The 14589-nt window shown below is 66.4% G+C and carries 23 protein-coding genes and 1 pseudogene; 2 read left to right on the top strand and 22 right to left on the bottom strand.

The features are described from left to right. Window positions 1-233: pseudogene (locus C451_RS21065) on the bottom strand (IS66 family transposase); the annotation flags it as partial. Window positions 234-345: 112 nt separating this feature from the next. Here C451_RS21065 and C451_RS09855 point away from each other — a divergent pair. Both C451_RS09855 and C451_RS09850 read left to right on the top strand, forming a co-directional pair. Beyond that, the gene (locus tag C451_RS09855; RefSeq protein ID WP_007740169.1) at window positions 346-717 is read left to right on the top strand and encodes a hypothetical protein; all 372 of its coding nucleotides are present in this window, start codon (window positions 346-348) and stop codon (window positions 715-717) included. Further along, the gene (locus tag C451_RS09850) at window positions 714-1379 is read left to right on the top strand and encodes a hypothetical protein (RefSeq protein WP_007740167.1); all 666 of its coding nucleotides are present in this window, start codon (window positions 714-716) and stop codon (window positions 1377-1379) included. Before C451_RS09855 ends, C451_RS09850 begins: the two co-directional genes overlap by 4 nt. Before the next feature lie 72 nt (window positions 1380-1451). Here C451_RS09850 and C451_RS09845 read toward each other — a convergent pair whose 3' ends face one another. The 21 genes from C451_RS09845 to C451_RS09745 all read right to left on the bottom strand — a co-directional run bounded on the left by C451_RS09845 (window position 1452) and on the right by C451_RS09745 (window position 14577). After that, window positions 1452-2726, bottom strand: coding sequence for an NRAMP family divalent metal transporter (locus tag C451_RS09845; protein WP_049913069.1), 1275 nt, complete (start codon window positions 2724-2726; stop codon window positions 1452-1454). Between the two features lie 230 nt (window positions 2727-2956). Then, window positions 2957-3724 (bottom strand): sulfite exporter TauE/SafE family protein, encoded by a 768-nt coding sequence (locus C451_RS09840; protein WP_007740164.1) that lies wholly within the window; start codon window positions 3722-3724, stop codon window positions 2957-2959. A gap of 188 nt (window positions 3725-3912) precedes the next feature. After that, a complete protein-coding gene (gene secY / locus C451_RS09835; RefSeq protein ID WP_007740161.1) occupies window positions 3913-5337 on the bottom strand; it encodes a preprotein translocase subunit SecY in 1425 nt (474 codons plus the stop codon). A gap of 7 nt (window positions 5338-5344) precedes the next feature. Beyond that, window positions 5345-5854, bottom strand: coding sequence for an uL15m family ribosomal protein (locus C451_RS09830; RefSeq protein WP_007740160.1), 510 nt, complete (start codon window positions 5852-5854; stop codon window positions 5345-5347). A 14-nt stretch (window positions 5855-5868) separates the two neighbouring features. Then, window positions 5869-6333, bottom strand: coding sequence for a 50S ribosomal protein L30 (gene rpmD / locus C451_RS09825; protein ID WP_007740158.1), 465 nt, complete (start codon window positions 6331-6333; stop codon window positions 5869-5871). Continuing rightward, window positions 6333-6965: a 30S ribosomal protein S5 gene (locus tag C451_RS09820; protein ID WP_007740157.1), complete on the bottom strand. Its 633-nt coding sequence runs from the start codon at window positions 6963-6965 to the stop codon at window positions 6333-6335. Before C451_RS09820 ends, rpmD begins: the two co-directional genes overlap by 1 nt. After that, the gene (locus tag C451_RS09815; RefSeq protein ID WP_049913068.1) at window positions 6958-7539 is read right to left on the bottom strand and encodes a 50S ribosomal protein L18; all 582 of its coding nucleotides are present in this window, start codon (window positions 7537-7539) and stop codon (window positions 6958-6960) included. Before C451_RS09815 ends, C451_RS09820 begins: the two co-directional genes overlap by 8 nt. Next, window positions 7539-8000 (bottom strand): 50S ribosomal protein L19e, encoded by a 462-nt coding sequence (locus C451_RS09810; protein WP_007740155.1) that lies wholly within the window; start codon window positions 7998-8000, stop codon window positions 7539-7541. Before C451_RS09810 ends, C451_RS09815 begins: the two co-directional genes overlap by 1 nt. Further along, the gene (locus C451_RS09805; protein ID WP_007740154.1) at window positions 7993-8898 is read right to left on the bottom strand and encodes a 50S ribosomal protein L32e; all 906 of its coding nucleotides are present in this window, start codon (window positions 8896-8898) and stop codon (window positions 7993-7995) included. Before C451_RS09805 ends, C451_RS09810 begins: the two co-directional genes overlap by 8 nt. Further along, window positions 8888-9436, bottom strand: coding sequence for a 50S ribosomal protein L6 (locus tag C451_RS09800; protein WP_007740153.1), 549 nt, complete (start codon window positions 9434-9436; stop codon window positions 8888-8890). Before C451_RS09800 ends, C451_RS09805 begins: the two co-directional genes overlap by 11 nt. Before the next feature lie 2 nt (window positions 9437-9438). After that, on the bottom strand, window positions 9439-9831 hold the full coding sequence (locus C451_RS09795; protein ID WP_007740152.1) for a 30S ribosomal protein S8: 393 nt from the start codon (window positions 9829-9831) through the stop codon (window positions 9439-9441). Next, window positions 9828-10001, bottom strand: a complete 174-nt coding sequence (locus tag C451_RS09790) for a 30S ribosomal protein S14 (protein WP_004054028.1) — start codon at window positions 9999-10001, stop codon at window positions 9828-9830. Before C451_RS09790 ends, C451_RS09795 begins: the two co-directional genes overlap by 4 nt. Continuing rightward, entirely contained in the window at window positions 9998-10516 is a 519-nt protein-coding gene (locus C451_RS09785) for a 50S ribosomal protein L5 (RefSeq protein ID WP_007740150.1), read from the bottom strand. The genes C451_RS09790 and C451_RS09785 overlap by 4 nt, the downstream gene beginning before the upstream one ends. Continuing rightward, window positions 10513-11286: a 30S ribosomal protein S4e gene (locus C451_RS09780; protein ID WP_007740149.1), complete on the bottom strand. Its 774-nt coding sequence runs from the start codon at window positions 11284-11286 to the stop codon at window positions 10513-10515. Before C451_RS09780 ends, C451_RS09785 begins: the two co-directional genes overlap by 4 nt. Then, on the bottom strand, window positions 11279-11635 hold the full coding sequence (gene rplX, locus C451_RS09775; protein WP_007740148.1) for a 50S ribosomal protein L24: 357 nt from the start codon (window positions 11633-11635) through the stop codon (window positions 11279-11281). Before rplX ends, C451_RS09780 begins: the two co-directional genes overlap by 8 nt. Window positions 11636-11642: 7 nt before the next feature. Beyond that, window positions 11643-12041 carry a 50S ribosomal protein L14 gene (locus tag C451_RS09770; RefSeq protein ID WP_007740147.1) on the bottom strand — a complete coding sequence of 133 codons (399 nt, stop codon included), beginning with the start codon at window positions 12039-12041 and terminating at the stop codon, window positions 11643-11645. Continuing rightward, window positions 12041-12460, bottom strand: a complete 420-nt coding sequence (locus tag C451_RS09765; protein WP_007740146.1) for a 30S ribosomal protein S17 — start codon at window positions 12458-12460, stop codon at window positions 12041-12043. Before C451_RS09765 ends, C451_RS09770 begins: the two co-directional genes overlap by 1 nt. Next, window positions 12451-12735 carry a ribonuclease P protein component 1 gene (locus C451_RS09760; protein ID WP_007740145.1) on the bottom strand — a complete coding sequence of 95 codons (285 nt, stop codon included), beginning with the start codon at window positions 12733-12735 and terminating at the stop codon, window positions 12451-12453. The genes C451_RS09765 and C451_RS09760 overlap by 10 nt, the downstream gene beginning before the upstream one ends. Continuing rightward, window positions 12735-12959, bottom strand: coding sequence for a 50S ribosomal protein L29 (rpmC, locus tag C451_RS09755; protein ID WP_007740144.1), 225 nt, complete (start codon window positions 12957-12959; stop codon window positions 12735-12737). Before rpmC ends, C451_RS09760 begins: the two co-directional genes overlap by 1 nt. Next, window positions 12959-14110 (bottom strand): 30S ribosomal protein S3, encoded by a 1152-nt coding sequence (locus tag C451_RS09750; RefSeq protein WP_007740142.1) that lies wholly within the window; start codon window positions 14108-14110, stop codon window positions 12959-12961. The genes rpmC and C451_RS09750 overlap by 1 nt, the downstream gene beginning before the upstream one ends. Beyond that, on the bottom strand, window positions 14110-14577 hold the full coding sequence (locus C451_RS09745) for a 50S ribosomal protein L22 (RefSeq protein WP_007740140.1): 468 nt from the start codon (window positions 14575-14577) through the stop codon (window positions 14110-14112). The genes C451_RS09750 and C451_RS09745 overlap by 1 nt, the downstream gene beginning before the upstream one ends. Between the last annotated feature and the right edge of the window lie 12 nt (window positions 14578-14589).

The following is a 14589-nucleotide window of genomic DNA, read 5'->3' as shown; positions in this document are numbered from 1 at the left end:
GGCTGTTCGTCGTCCTCGTCCCCATCGGACGAGGACGACTCTTCATCGCCTGGTTGTTCCTTGCTTGGCGGTGTATGCGGTCCCTCGTACCACCGGAGTTTGGCTCTGAGATGCTTGTTCTCCTTCCGGAGCTCTTCGAGTTCCTCAACTTGTTCCCGAAGCTGCTGGTTCTCTTCTTCAAGCGCAGCAAGGCGGTCGAGTATCTCCTCTTTGGTTGGCTCCGACGGAGTCATAACCAGACGAGACNGAACTCGTTCGCCTGTTGCATCGACCTACTGCACTACTCGTACGGGTCCTAGGAGAGACTACCGAAATCACTCGGGGCTAAACACGTACGCGCTCACCGTGCTTCCGTTCGGTCTGAGTGCCGCCGAGCTGCCGTTCGTCGCCGGCTTCGTCCGGAGCATCGCGGTCGCGACGCTCGCGTTGCTCGTCGTCGTCACCCTCCAGCTGACGACCACCGTTCGGATGACACCCGGCTTCGCGGTCTGGTTCGCGACGATCGCCACGCTCGGCGTCGCCGGCATCTGGGCGTTCGGCTCGTGGCTGTCGGCGGAGTATCTCGGCACGGTCTTCTTCGCAACGAATCGGGAACTGATGGTGTTCTTCCTGACGACGCTCGTCGCCGGACTGATCGCTGCCGGTGTGTTCGTCTGGTATTTCCGACGGCGACTGCGTGCGAACGCCACACGCCGTCCGACGGGTGAGACCATATGAAGATCCGTCGCCGTATCGGTCTCTCCTCGACCCAACAGGCGTGGTTGGTGCGGGCGATGCAGGCGATTCTCGCGGCCGTCGTGCTCGCGGGCGTGCTCACGGGGGCGATCGGCACGGTCACGAACGCCGGCATCGCCCTCGCGGTCACGTTTCTGCCGGCGGTGCTCGAACGCCGCTACACGCTCACGATGGACGTCGGCATCGTGCTCTGGATCACGACCGCGATGTTCCTCCACGCGGTCGGCACGCTCCCGCTGCCCGTTCTCGACTTCGCGAGCGCGTACAGCTCGATCTGGTGGTACGATCACGTCACGCACGCGTTGTCGTCCTCGCTGGTCGCGGGCGTCGCCTACGCGACGACGCGCGCGATCGACGAACACACCGAATATATCGTCATGCCGCCGGCGTTCACGTTCGTCTATCTGCTCCTGTTCATCGTCGCCTTCGGCGTCGTCTGGGAGCTCCTGGAGTTCCTGATCGCCGAGGCCGCGGCCGCCTTCGGCACCGCACAGGTGCTCACCCAGTACGGGCTCGAGGACACCGCGCTCGATCTGTTCTACGACATCCTCGGCGGCGTCCTCGTCGCGGTCTTCGCTACCGCCCATCTCACGGATATCTCCGATCAGCTCGCCGCGCGGCTCGATGCCAGACGGACGCGCTGAATCGATCACGACCCGACCACGCGACCTGATTCTCTGTCGCTATCGCACTACGAAAACGACCTTGATGGTGATTCAGAGTCCGCCGGAGACGAGCGCGTCGACGACGCCGGGTAGCGACGTCGCGGCGGAGACGATCGCCAGCAACACCAGCACCGCGTTCATCGCCGAGAGCAGCCGCGAGTTGCGGTATTCGCCCATCACGTCCGCATCGTTGACCGCCCAGAAGAGGAAGACGGCCGTGATCGGCAGCCCGACGATGGCGTTGTAGGCCGGGAAGAGCAGGATCATGTCGATGATGCCGAGGCCGAAGAAGATCGTAATCAGCGGCGAGAGGCCGCTGATCGTGACCAGCACGCCGTAGATGAGCTTGAAGCTCCGGTTCGCCGAGTCGGCTTCCTTTCCGCGCGCGTGCTGGATGAGATACGAGGGCGTCCACATGATCGGGATGATGCTGTTGAACGCCGCCGCGACCGCGCCGACCAGGAAGACGGTTCGTGCCCACTCGCCGAGCACCTCACCGAGCGCGAGCCCCGGCGTGAGGAACGTTTCGAGCTCGGTGTAGCCCGCCGGTCGGAGCACGGCCGCCGCGAGCACGAGGATGGCGATCGTCGTCACGCCACCGACGGCGTAGCCGATGGAGAGATCGCGGCGCATCGGTGTGATATCCGAAATCCCCGTCCAGCCCTTCTCGTCGACGAGATTCGATTCGAGGAAGAAGTTTGGCCAGAGCGCGGTCGTTCCGAGGATCGACGCCACCAGCGTGAGCGCACCGACGTCCGGCACGCTCGGGACGAACCCGCCGACAACTGACGACAGCGGCGGCGCGGTCGTGCCGGTGACGGCGAGATAGACGACGAGGAGACCGATCATCATGGCGGTCATCAGCTGCTCGATCCCCTCGTAGTTGAGCACGCCGACGGCGACGGCGGCCAGTCCGGCGAGGAAAGCCAGCGGCATCCAGCCGACCGCACCGCCGAGCAGCAGGGAGAGCCCCTTGCCGACCGCGGCGGTCAGCTCGAACGCCCACAGCAGACAGCCGCTCGACAGGACGAGCGCGAGCACGGTCGCCAGCCGCCCGCCGAGCTTCCGTCTGATGAACACCATCAGCGGTTCGCCGAAGATGCCGAGCCGTGCGCTCATGTCCTGCGCCATGAAGCCGAGCAGCGCCGCGCCGACGACCGCCCACAGCAGCGCGTAGCCGAAGCGGACGCCCGCCGAGCTGGCGATGAAGATCGAGCCGGAGCCGAAGTAGCTGGCGACCATCACGAACGCCAGTCCGTACTGTTGGAAAAATCCCGATGCCGTGTCACGAAGTCGTTCTCGATACGATGATGTAGTTCCTGACATGTATATACTGAATCTCGGTTTCGCCCCGCGACCGTCTCGTCACTGTCGACGTCGATAACGCGAGCCGCGGAGCACTACGACGACCAACACTAGCCGTTTCGATCCCCTAAGTTCGTTGCTTGCGAATCGATATCCGTATGTATTTCATTGTATCCCACACCGCGGGATCGGCCTCTCCCCGAACCCGGCGCAAAAATCCGAACCCTCGTGTTCATCGACTCTACACCGATCTACAGGGCGAGCGAGGGAGCCACGACCAGGAGGACGACCCCGAGCAGTGCTTTCAGCCGGTCGGGCTCGATGCGATGTGCGACCAGCCACCCGGCGACGACGCCGAACAGCAGCGGCAGTCCGACGAGGGCGGCGAGCGAGGCCGAAACCGCATCCTGGAGGAGATAGCCAAGCGCCGCGAACGAGCCGATGAACACCGACTGCACCTGTGCGACGGCGATGGCGGCCAACATCGGCGTGCCGACGACGATCAGCGCCGGCACCGCGATGACCGGTCCGCCGACGCCGAGCAGGCCGCTACACGCGCCGAGCACCACCCCGAGAACGGCGTAGCCGACGGCACCCGACCGCGTCGTGGGATCGATGGTGACGATCGCATCGAGCGCGCGCCGCTCGCGATAGAGAATGAGGAGTCCCGTCCCGCCGGCGAGCAGACCGAGCAACAGGCCGAACAGTCCTCGTGAGACGAAGCCGTTGAGCCACGCGCCGAACAGCGCCCCGACGATACTCCCGCCAGAGAGCAACCCGGCTGTCCACGCGTTCTCCCGCCCGAGCTCGCCGGACCGAGCGTACGCCAGCGTGGCGACGAGACCGGTCACGACGAACAGCAGCTGGGCCGTCCCGGCGACCGTCGTCGAGGGCAGCGGCGTCAGCGCATAGAGCGCGATCGTCAGAAAGACACCGCCGGGACCGATAGCTGCGATGCCGATCCCGGAACCGAAGGCGATGACGACGAGTGCGGCCACGACGACGTTTGACAGGGGCATTGGAGCAGTTCGTCCCGTCGGAACGGCGGGAACGACGGTGATATGCCTGTTCGTTCGCGTCTCGATTCACTATCCGTGGCGATCACGATCGTTCGCGTACAACAGTTCGCCGCTCGATCGTCACCCGCCGATTCGACGGAGCGTTCGGATCGTGTGTTCGTGGCCGTATCGCAGCTCCGCAGCCGCTCTCAGCCGAACATCTGGCGCATCATCGGATGCATCTCCATGAGCTGCTCCTCGGCGATCTCCTCGTAGAGCTTGTAGGTGATCGACACCGTGAGCAGCAATCCCGTTCCCGAGACCGCGCCGATGGTGCCCATCATGTTCGCCCCGACGGCGAGCACGCCGACCAGCGCCCCGCCGATGACCGTGACCTGTGGGATGTACCGTTCCATCACCTTCTCGATCACGCCGGGGTTTTGCCGGAAGCCAGGGATCTGCATGCCGGAGTTCTGGATCTGCTTCGCGGTCGCCTCCGGCCCCATGTCGGCGGTCTCGACCCAGAAGATCGCGAAGATCGCGCCGCCGACGACCATGAAGGTGAGATCGACGCCGATGCGCAGCGCGACCTGCCAGGCGGCCTGACTCGCGCCGAGCCACTGCTCGGGCGCGTTGATCGGTGCGAGATAGTAGAACAGTCCACCGACCGGCTGGCCGCCCGAATAGACGCCGAGCCACGCCGGTAGCCCGAGCTGGGAGTTGAGGATCCGACCGAGGAACTGGATGTTCGCCTGGAGCGCCCGCACGAGGATCATCGGCAGGACGCTCGCGTAGATGAGTTTCACCGGGAAGCGCCCGCGCGCGCCCTTGACTCTGGCGTGGGAGAGCGGGATCTCGACGCGCACCGACTCGGCGTAGACCACCACCACGAAGATCAGGAGCGTGGTGAACAGCGCGATGAGATCACCCTGACCGAACAGCAGCGTCTGGAGGCCTTCGCTCGTTAGCGGCGAGACCTCGATCGCTCCGGTGATGATGTCGAGCCAGCTGCTGAAGAACCCGTCACCGCCGAAGAAGCCACCGATGAGGCTCTGGCTCACGCCGGCGATGATGAACAGGCCGATCCCGGAGCCGACGCCCCATTTCGAGATGACCTCGTCCATGAACAGCACGAGGATCGCCCCGACGAAGATCTGGGCGAACAGCAGCCACTTCACGCCGCCGATACCGATGCCGAGCGACGCCGCTACCTGCTGGCTCGCCGGCAGGTAGTTGCCGGCGAACACCATCGGCAGCCCCGTGATGCAGATCATCACGAGCACCAGGAACTTCTGGAGCCCCTGATAGAGCACCTGATCGCGTGGATCGTTCGTATCCAGTCCTAACAGATTCGCGCCGCCGAGAAGCTGCAACACGATGCTCGCGGTGACGATCGGACCGATACCGAGCTGGAGGACCGAGCCGGACTGCCCGGCGAGGATCGAGCGAAAGCGCCCGAAGAGGTCGCCTCCCTGCCCGCCCAACCCGTAGAGGGTGACGTTCGTCAGGAAGAAATACAGCACGAGTACGCCGAGCGTCCAGCCGAGCTTCCGTCTGAACGGGACGTGGCCCTCGGGCTGTCTGACCGAGGGCATCCGCGTCAGAACGGGTTCTGCGGTCTCCTTCCAGCCCATTTTCGGTCTATTCCGACTCCGCGTTTGTAGCCTCTTCGGCTTCCTCGTCGTCCTCGCGGTCGGCAAGTCGCTCCTCGCCGCGCTCGCTCAACGTGGCCTCGCCGCCCGCTTCGTCGATGAGTTCGCGCGCACTCTCGGAGAACGCGTCGGCCGTCACCGTGAGGCTCTGGCGGACCTGGCCGCCACCGAGCACCTTCACGGCGTCGGCGTCGTGGCCGTCCTCGACGATGTCGCGCGCGTCGAGCTCGTAGCCGTCGTCGGTCTCCTCGGCGACCCCGTCGGCCGCGTAGAGGGCGGCGTCCTCGTCGAGCTCGCGCACCTCGACGGTGAGGATCTCCTCTTTGGCCTTTTCCGGGCGGCTGAACCCGTGTTTGCCGAGCGGTCCGTAGTTGTGGAACTCGTGATCGTCGCGCCCCGCGCGCCCGCGCCCGCCCCGATGGCCGGCCCCGCGGCGGTTCTTGTGCGAGCCGCCGCTGTGGGTGCGCGAACCGCGCTGGCGTCGTTTTTTGCTTGTCATCGTTGTAATCTCCGTCAGCGCATCGCCGTCAACAGCGCGTCGATTTCCTCCGTACTGTGCCTGCCGAGTTCGCCGTCCTCCGGCACGGGGTGTTTCACGCCGTCGTGACCGCCCCGTGGCGGGTGGAGACGCAGTGCGGGCGTCAGCCCCGCCTCGCGCAGCGTCGTCTCCTCGGCGAGAAGTCCTTCAGCGAGCGCCGAGACGTCGTCGTAGTCGGTGTTCTCGCTCACCCACTCGTCGTCGATATCGCCATCGCCCTCGGCGGGCTCACCACGCGTCTGCAGCAGCGTCGCGAGCACGCCCGGACTCGGCTCGCCGAAGGCGACGTAGTCGTTGACCTTCGTTATCATTCCCTCGTAGGTGTCGGTCTCGGGGACGAGCGCGCAGTGGTTCGTGCTGTGGACGTTGAGCATCGAGAGCGTATCGCGCACGCCACCCTCCATGTTCACCTCGCCGCGCAGCTGGACGAGCGCTTGCATCACTCGATCACCTCACGCTGCTCGACGGCGCGCTCGGGTACCCGCGCCTCGCTGGTCGCCTTGAGCGCGTTGAACGTCGCCTTCGCGAAGTTCACAGTAGTACGGGTCTTGCCCGAGGAGTTCGTCCAGATGTCCTCGATGCCGGCGAGTTCGAGCACCGAGCGGGCGGTTTCACCCGCTGCGAGCCCGAGCCCTCTGGGGGCCGGCCGGAGCTCGACCTCGACGCTGCCGGCCTTTCCGTCCGTCCGCAGCGCCACGGTGTGTGGTCGGCCGCAGCCACACTCCCACGAGCCACAGCCACGCGAGACGCGCACCATGTTGAGCTTCGCGATCTCGATGGCCTTCTGGATCGCCGAGCCGACCTGGTCGTCGCGGCCCTCGGCGTAGCCGACGTAGCCGTTGCGGTCGCCGATGGCGACGACACAGCGGAACTTCACCCGCCGACCGGAGTCGGTCATCCGCTGGACCATGTTGATGTCGAGCACGTCGTCCTCGATCGAGAGGAGCTGATCGGTGATCTCCGGCTCCTTCAGTGGGAGCCCCGAGTTGAGCGCCTCGTCCATCGTGGTGATCTCCTCCTCGGCGACCAGCTTGCCGAGCCGCGTGCGCGGCTCCCAGCCTCGATTACTCATCGTCGCCTCCCAGTTCGTGGTCGAATTCGTCCATGATGGTTTGTCGTATCTCCTCGAAGTGGTCGGGCAGTTCGGTCGCGTCGAAGTCGCCCGAATAGAGCGCCTCGTCGCGACTCTCCGCGTAGTCGGCGATATGCTCGCCGCTGGTGCGCTCCCAGTCGGCGAACACCGACTCGTTGTGCGGGACGTCGAGCCCCGCGTCGATCGCGCCCTCCTGGATCGCGAACAGCTTGCTCCCCGGCGTCGCGGCGTTGAGCCCGATGTCGAGCACTGCCTCGTCGATCTCGGTGTCTCGCGCGCGAAGCCCGGCCAGCAGTCCCGTCAGGTACGCACTGGGCAGGTTCCCCGTGGGAGCCTCCCAGCCGTATTCGGCGAGATCGGCCGAGCTCGCGCTCGCGTGCGTTTCGTCACCGTCGGGACTGGGGGTCACCAGCTGCGCCCTGACGTGGCGGTTGCTCTTTCTGGCAACCAGTCGGGGTTTGCCTGATTTCAACAGGCGCAACCGCTGATGGTAGTCCGTCCGGACCTCGCGCCGGCGGCGCATCGGTACGTTGTATCGTGGTCCTGTTGCCATTATTCGTCCTCCAGTTCGATGTCGAATTCGTTCTCGGCGAAGCTCTCCAGCCTGTCGACGCTGTCGAACTCGCCGCCGCCCGCCTTGTCGTACAGCGTGCGGTACTGCGTTCGGTCGATGGTGCCCTCCGCGCGCAGCTCCTTCAGCCGTCGGCGCTGCGCACGGATCCGCGAGACCCATGCGTCCTTGCTGTTCTCGCGCGCGCCGGCGGTCCCCTTCCGGGTACCCGTTCCCTTCCGGTGGCCGGCGGCGCGCTTTTGGTTGCGCTCGCGCGCACGGCCACGCGAGTTCGATTTCGCCGCCTTCGCGTCGACCGTCCCTTCCGTGACGAGCTCGCGGATGTCCTCGCGGGTGATCGCCTCGGCGATCTCCTCTTGTGCTTCGGGATCGAACCAGACACGGTTCTTCCCGACGTCGAGGACGTCCGCCGCGAGCCGTCGCTGTGCGCTCAGATCACTCATTCTCGTTCACCTCGACTTCGACGTAGGTCGGGTTGAGCACCCGGATCCCGTCGTCTTCGGCCTGCTCCTCGATGCGCTCGCGCTTGCGACCGCCGACCGTGGAGCCGATCCGCACGGCGTGGGTGTCGCCGTCGACACCCTCCAGATCGTCGGTGTTCTCGACGCGGACCTCCTCGAACCCGCTCGGGTGGCGGCCGCGCACGTCCGTCGCGGTTCGGTAGCCTGCCCCGACTTTCGCACCCTTGCCCTTGACGCCGCGGCGCTGCTTCGAGAGCTGGCCGCGCGGGCGTCGCCACGAGGTCGACACGCGCTTTTTCTTGTGGTGGTCCTGCCGGTTGAACTGCGGCTGGGACCGCCGCCGGCGCTCGCCGAGCAGTCGCTGCTCCTCGTCGTCGAGGTCGGGCGTCTTCTCGGTCAGCCCCCGCGGGCGGAGTTCGGTTTCGACGTCCTCGGTCTCCTCCTCTTCGGGCGTCTCGTCTTCGACCTCGGTGTCGGTCTCCTCGTCGACTTCGAGCCCGCCGACGTCGGCCTTGATCCGCGCTGCGAGCGCGTTGCCGATGCCCTCGACATCGGCCAGATCGGACTGCTCGGCCCGTTCGAGGTCGGCGACCGACTCGAAGTCGGCCTCGCGCAGCGCGTCGGCCTTCTCCTCGCCGACGCCGCTGACCTCGGTCAGCTCTTCGGGCGTCTCCTCGTCCGACTCGTCGACGTCGATCTCGCCGACGTCGGCCGCGATCCGTGCGGCGAGCGCGGTACCGATCCCCTCGACCTCGCTCAGTTCGTCCTGATCGGCGTCGCGGAGATCGTCGATCGTCTCGTAGCCGGCATCACGGAGTTCGTCCGCGGTCTCCTCGCCGACGCCGTCGATGGCCGTGAGTTCGCGTTCGTTACTGGCCACCGGCGCTCACCTCCCGGGTCGGTTTGCCGCTGATGTAGACGCCGTCCTGGAACACCCGTGTGTCCTTCCCGCTGACGCGGGTGAGCTGTTCGATGTCCGCGGCGGTCTGGCCGACGTCCTCCTTGTTCGGCCCCGAGAGCGTGATATGCTCGTCGTCGACCTCCACGGTCGTGTCGCCACGGATCGGCGTTCGGCGCGGTGCCTGCTCGCCGAGGAAGTTCTGGATCACGACGTCGCCGTCCTCGACGCGCACCTGCATCGGGAAGTGCGAGTAGAAGACGTCCATCTCGTAGGTCCAGCCCTCGCTCACACCGTGAAAGGCGTTCTGGATGTGGCTGACGAACGTGCTCATCGTCGCCGTCGTCTTGGCGTCCTCGGCGTCGCTCGCGAGGACCACCGCGTCGTCCTCGACGGAGACCGAGACGTTCGGATACCAGAGCCGTCGCGTGACGCTGCCGTTCTCGCCGGAGATCGTGAGGTCGAAGCGCTCCGTCTCCGCGCTTGCCCCCTCCGGAATCGTGAGTCGTTGTTCTGTCATTATCAGTATACGTAGGCGAGCACCTGCCCGCCGAGACCTTCCTCTCTGGCCTCGTAGTGGCTCATCACGCCGTGGCTCGTCGTGACGATGAGCGTCCCGTAGTCGCGGGCCGGGAGGAACCGTTTCTCCCATTTCTCGAACTCGTCGGCCCCAGCGGAGTAGCGGGGCTTGACGACGCCACAGCGGTTGATCTTGCCTCTGAGTTCGACCTCGAACTTCCCAGCACGGCCGTCGTCGACGAACTCGAAGCCGTCGATGTAGCCGCGGTCGTAGATGACCTCCAGGACGGAGCCGATCGTGTTCGAGGCGGGCTGCACGGTGAAGTCGAGCTGGCCAACGCCTTCGGCGTTGTCGATGCCGGAGAGCGCGTCGGCGAGCGGATCGTTGTCGGTCATTGGTATTTCTCGAACCCCATGCCGCGGGCGATCTCGCGGAAACACTGTCGGCAGAGCCAGATGTCGTACTTCCCGACGAGCCCCTGCTTGCGCCCGCAGCGCTGGCAGGCCTCGAGCTGGCCCGTGCGTTTGCTCGCGTGTTCGCCCGTCTCCACGTCGCTTTCGCTCATTGTACCTCCATGTCGTAGCTCTCTTCGAGATAGCTGATCGCGTCCTCGGCGTCGAGGCGATGACGACCCGGGATCGACCGGGTGGCCTTCGTCCGGCGTTTGATCCGTGCGCCCGGGCGGGCGAGGTTCGCCGTCACGTCCATCCCGTAGATCCCGGTGTTTGGATCGTACTCCTGGCTCGGGAACTCCGTGTGCTCGGCGATGCCGAAGCTGAAGTTCCCCGTCTCGTCGAACTGCGACCGTTCGATCGTCGCGAGTTCGAGCGCCGTTGCCAGGAACTCCTCGGCGTCGTCGCCGCGGAGCGTCACCTTCGCGCCGATCGGATCGCCCTGGCGGATGCCGAACTCCGGCCGGGTCGCCTCCGCGCGCGTCCGGACGCTCTCCTGGCCCGTCACCGCCTCCAGGATCTCCTCGCCGTCGGCGAGCTCACGCCCGCCCTGGCCGACGCCCATGTGGACGACGACCTTCTCGACGACGGGCTCGCGCATCTCGTGGAAGCTGGTGGCGTCGCTCATTCGTCGTCACCTCCGTCGGTCGGGTCCTCGGCCGCTGCGGTGTCCTCGCCGGCCGTCGTGACGGTCTCCTCGTCGTCCTCCTCGACGAAGTTCTCGTCGATGACGACGACGTAGTCGGCGATCGTCTCGAAGCCGTCGCCCTCCTCCTGGCTGACGATGACGTTGTTCGCCGCACTGCCGGGCGTGACCTGGATCTCCTCGATCTCGCCGATCTCGCCGGCGTGCTGGCCGCGCACGGCCGTCACGAGCGCCCCCTCCTCGTAGGGGAAATGCGCGAGGATCTCGTCGTCGTGGTCGATGACGATCGAATCGCTGCCGGCGTACTCGCTGCCATCGTCGACTTCGAGGGTGTGACCGTCGTGCAGCGCGAGCTGGGTGTTGCCGCCGGGGACCTGCCCCTTGCCGACGATCTTGCCGAGTTTCGAGTCGGCGTCGGCGGCGTCGATCGGCGAGAGCGCGAGCCGTCCACCCTCGTCGGGGAACACGCGGTAGTGCTCGTCGCGCTCGGTGAACTCGACGATGTCGAACATGCCGATCGGGCGCTCCTCGTCGTCGAGGGATGCGCCGTTGATCAGGATGGTGCCCTGGTTCAGCGCGTAGCGCGCCTCCTTGCGGTTGTCGACGTAGCCGAGCACGTCGCGGAGCACGATCAGCAGCGGCACGCCCTGTTCGCCGTGCGGACCGGCGGCGGCCTTCACCGTGAACGTCGCCGTCTTGCGCTCGACGGGCCACGAATCCGGCACCGAGAGCCGTTTCTGGTGTTTACTCATCGTCGCCCTCCAGCCGTGCCTCGCGGCGATCGTCGTCGAGCGTGAGCTCCGTGATCCGGAGGTTGCTCGCGTCGAGCGCCCGGGCGACGTCCTCGCCGTCGGCGGTTTCGAGGGTGATATCCTCGACGTGGACGACCGCGTCCTGGAGATCGACGGTGACGACTTCGCCCTCTTCGCCGGCGAAATCGCCGCGCATGACCTCGACGGTGTCGCCCGCGTTCACTCGCGCGCTACGGCGGCCGTACTCCTCGCGGAGATCGCCCGCGAGCGTCGCACGGACCTGTCTGTGCTTCTCGTGGAGCGGCGCGCGCTCCTCACGTGTCCGTTGTTTGTGTGGTTGTTTGCTCATGGTAGTCTTAGACGATCATCGTCGCCGCGCTCGCGATCGAGCCGAACCGTTCGGCGACCTCGCGGGCGACCGGCCCCCGCAGCTCGGTGCCACGGGGATCCTCGTTGTCGTCGACCACGACGGCGGCGTTGTCCTCGAACGTGACGCGCGTGCCGTCGGGCCGTCGAATCGGCTTGCGCTGGCGGATGACGACCGCTTCGAGGATCTGGCGGCGCATCTCGGGGGTGCCCTTCGTCACCGACACCGTCACCTTGTCGCCGAGGCCGGCCTTCGGATGCCGGCTCTTGACGCCCGAGTAGCCCGCGACGCTGACGACCTTCAGCTCGCGTGCGCCCGTGTTGTCCGCACACGTCACGAGCGAGCCCTTTTCGAGTCCCTGCGTGACGTCGGCCGAGAGCGCTTCCATCAGCTCTCGCCCTCCCCTTCGTCGGCCTCGATCTCGCTCAGGTCGACCTCGCTCTCGGGGTCCGATGGTCCGGAGAGACTGCTCGCCCCCAGATCGCGCGTCGTGTCGAGCGTCGAGACGACGACGTGCGCTTTCGTCTTCGACAGCGGGCGCGTCTCGGCGATGCGCACCGCGTCGCCGACCTCGAGATCGAGGCAGTCCGGCGCGTGTGCCGGCGTGCGCGACCGTCGCTTCATCTGTCGGTCGTATTTCGGTACCGCGACGTCGTACTCGCGCTCGACGACGACCGATCGATCCATCTCCGTGGAGGCGACCATGCCGTCGACCGTCCCGCCGCGCACGGACAGCGTCCCGTGGAACGGACAGTTCGGGTCGTCGCAGGTCGTCTCCGGTTCCGTTACGTTGAGTCCTAACGCCATTTCGAATCACCTGTCGTTTCCGTCCGCCGGGCCGGCGGCGCGACGAGTCGCTCGCCCGCGACCGTCGCGTGCTCGCCTTCGAGCGCGAACTCGAAGGTCGCCCCGGCTTTCGGTACTCGTTTCGTTCGTTCGCCCTGTTCGACCACGAGCGTGTTCTCGCTCTCGGAGACGACCGACCCTTCGATGCCGACCAGCGAGCCGTTGCTCGCCGCGGCAACCCGGGTCTGCAGCCCGCGAAGCTCGTGTCGCGCGACCGTCTCGGCCGTCGGTGCCATCACGACGCCTCCTCGTCCTCGTCGAGGTCGCCCTCTTCGCGCCGGATCGTCTTCAGCCGGGCGATCGTCCGCCGCAGCTCCTTGATCCGGCCCGGGTTGTCGGGTGCACCACCGGCGGCCTGAACGGCCCGCGAGTTGAGCAGCTCGGTTTCGAGCTCCTCCTGTTCGACCTCGCGTTCGGCGGGCGTCATGTCGCGGATCTCCGCGCTGTGCAGGATGGCCATCAGTTCTCACCCTCCACGTCCGCGGGATCGACCTCGCTCGCACCCGCCTTGATGCGCTCGGCGAAGGCATCGCCGACGCCCTCGGCCTCGGAGAGATCGTCCTCGCTCGCGTCCTGGATGTCGGCGACGGTCTCGAAGCCGGCCTCGACGAGCGCCTCCGCTTTGGCGTCGCCGACGCCGTCGATCGCCGTCAGCCCCGCACCGGCCGCGCTCTCGACGGGCTGTTCGCTCGCGTCGACGTCGGCCTCCGACGTCTCGCTCGACTCCATCTCGTCGAGGATCGCCTCGGCGTCGGCCTCGGTATCCTCGGAGAGCTCTTCGTCGATTTCGTTGTCGGGTGCGGTCTCGGCCGCACCGGTCTCGCTTTCGACGCCCTCCTCGACGATCTCCTCTTCTTCGATCTCGGCCGCCTCGACATCCGATTCGTCCTCGCCGAGCTCGAACTCCTCGTCGGCGTCGGACGCTTCGGAGTCGTCGGCCGGCTCCTCGGCCTCGCCGAGCAGCGCCTCGACCTCGTCGCCCTCGATATCCTCGGGGACGAGCGACTCGGTGTCGACGTCCTCGTGGATGCGGAAGTCGTCGGGCAGGTCGGCGTTCGGCGGGATGATCTTCACCGTGACGCCGATCGTGCCGAGCTTCATCACCGCGACGCCGTCGCCGCGGTCGACGATGTCCTGTGAGGGCTCGCCGTTGTGCTTGATGTAGCCACGGTTGAACTTCTCGTTGCGCGAGCGTGCGCCGGTCACTTTCCCGTTAAGGGTGATCTCGGCACCGCGCGCGCCCGCGTCCATGATGCGATCGATGGTGGTGTGGCCGGCCTTCCGGAAGTACCAGCCGCGTTCGAGGGCGTTGCCCAAGCGATCGGCGACGATCTGTGCATTGAGGTCGGGTTCGTCGACCTCCTGGACGTCGATCTGGGGATCGTCGAGATCGAAGCGCTCCTCGAGCTCGCTCGTGATCTTCCGGATGTTCTTCCCACCCTTGCCGATCACCATCCCCGGTTTCTCCGCCCGGAGCACGATCTGCGTGCCCATCGGGGTCTTGGCCAGATCCATCCCGCCGTAGCCCGCGCGGGCCAGCTCGTCGGCGAAGAACTCGTCGATCTGGGTGCGCTGCATCCCGTCCTCGATGAACTCCTGTTCGGTCGCCATCAGTTCTCCTCCTCGGGTTCGGCGACGACCATCTCGACGTCGACCTCGGGCGTGTTCCACGACGTCGCCCGCCCCATCGCGCGGGGTTTGCGACCCTGCACCTCGCCGACCTTGTGGGCGGCGACGTGATCGATCGTCATCGATTCGGGCTCGAACCCCTGGTGTTCGGCGTTCGCGCCGACGTTTTCGAGCAGATCGAGAAAGGCCTCGCTGGCCTTCTCGGGGTAGCGACCGGCGTCCCAGCCGTCGATGTCATTGCGGTGGCCGACGCCCGTGTTGTGCGACCGGAAGGGCACCGACTGGTCGCCCGCGATGACCGCTTCGAGGTAGTCGCGCGCGTCGGCGACGCTCATCTGCTTGATCTCTCGGGCGATTTCCTTGCTGTGCTTGTGGCTCATGTGGCGCTCGCGGAGCATGGCTTTCGCCGTCTTCTCCGGGTCCGCGTCCACGCTGTAACTGATTCCCATTGCGTTATGCCT

This window comes from Halococcus thailandensis JCM 13552 (assembly GCF_000336715.1).
Classification (GTDB): domain Archaea; phylum Halobacteriota; class Halobacteria; order Halobacteriales; family Halococcaceae; genus Halococcus; species Halococcus thailandensis.
Note: the sequence above shows the minus strand (reverse complement) of the source record. Positions and strands in the feature narration are given on the sequence as shown.

Coding starts and splice junctions, on each gene's coding strand:
- rplX (WP_007740148.1), bottom strand. CDS start 11,635: ATGAGCAAACAACCACACAAACAACGGACACGTGAGGAGCGCGCGCCG.
- rpmC (WP_007740144.1), bottom strand. CDS start 12,959: ATGGCCATCCTGCACAGCGCGGAGATCCGCGACATGACGCCCGCCGAA.
- C451_RS09845 (WP_049913069.1), bottom strand. CDS start 2,726: ATGTCAGGAACTACATCATCGTATCGAGAACGACTTCGTGACACGGCA.
- C451_RS09765 (WP_007740146.1), bottom strand. CDS start 12,460: ATGGCGTTAGGACTCAACGTAACGGAACCGGAGACGACCTGCGACGAC.
- C451_RS09780 (WP_007740149.1), bottom strand. CDS start 11,286: ATGAGTAAACACCAGAAACGGCTCTCGGTGCCGGATTCGTGGCCCGTC.
- C451_RS09745 (WP_007740140.1), bottom strand. CDS start 14,577: ATGGGAATCAGTTACAGCGTGGACGCGGACCCGGAGAAGACGGCGAAA.
- rpmD (WP_007740158.1), bottom strand. CDS start 6,333: ATGCAAGCGCTCGTCCAGCTGCGCGGCGAGGTGAACATGGAGGGTGGC.
- C451_RS09785 (WP_007740150.1), bottom strand. CDS start 10,516: ATGAGCGACGCCACCAGCTTCCACGAGATGCGCGAGCCCGTCGTCGAG.
- C451_RS09750 (WP_007740142.1), bottom strand. CDS start 14,110: ATGGCGACCGAACAGGAGTTCATCGAGGACGGGATGCAGCGCACCCAG.
- C451_RS09815 (WP_049913068.1), bottom strand. CDS start 7,539: ATGGCAACAGGACCACGATACAACGTACCGATGCGCCGCCGGCGCGAG.
- C451_RS09820 (WP_007740157.1), bottom strand. CDS start 6,965: ATGAGTAATCGAGGCTGGGAGCCGCGCACGCGGCTCGGCAAGCTGGTC.
- secY (WP_007740161.1), bottom strand. CDS start 5,337: ATGGGCTGGAAGGAGACCGCAGAACCCGTTCTGACGCGGATGCCCTCG.
- C451_RS09795 (WP_007740152.1), bottom strand. CDS start 9,831: ATGACCGACAACGATCCGCTCGCCGACGCGCTCTCCGGCATCGACAAC.
- C451_RS09800 (WP_007740153.1), bottom strand. CDS start 9,436: ATGACAGAACAACGACTCACGATTCCGGAGGGGGCAAGCGCGGAGACG.
- C451_RS09760 (WP_007740145.1), bottom strand. CDS start 12,735: ATGGCACCGACGGCCGAGACGGTCGCGCGACACGAGCTTCGCGGGCTG.
- C451_RS09840 (WP_007740164.1), bottom strand. CDS start 3,724: ATGCCCCTGTCAAACGTCGTCGTGGCCGCACTCGTCGTCATCGCCTTC.
- C451_RS09810 (WP_007740155.1), bottom strand. CDS start 8,000: ATGAGTGATCTGAGCGCACAGCGACGGCTCGCGGCGGACGTCCTCGAC.
- C451_RS09830 (WP_007740160.1), bottom strand. CDS start 5,854: ATGACAAGCAAAAAACGACGCCAGCGCGGTTCGCGCACCCACAGCGGC.
- C451_RS09790 (WP_004054028.1), bottom strand. CDS start 10,001: ATGAGCGAAAGCGACGTGGAGACGGGCGAACACGCGAGCAAACGCACG.
- C451_RS09770 (WP_007740147.1), bottom strand. CDS start 12,041: ATGGAAGCGCTCTCGGCCGACGTCACGCAGGGACTCGAAAAGGGCTCG.
- C451_RS09850 (WP_007740167.1), top strand. CDS start 714: ATGAAGATCCGTCGCCGTATCGGTCTCTCCTCGACCCAACAGGCGTGG.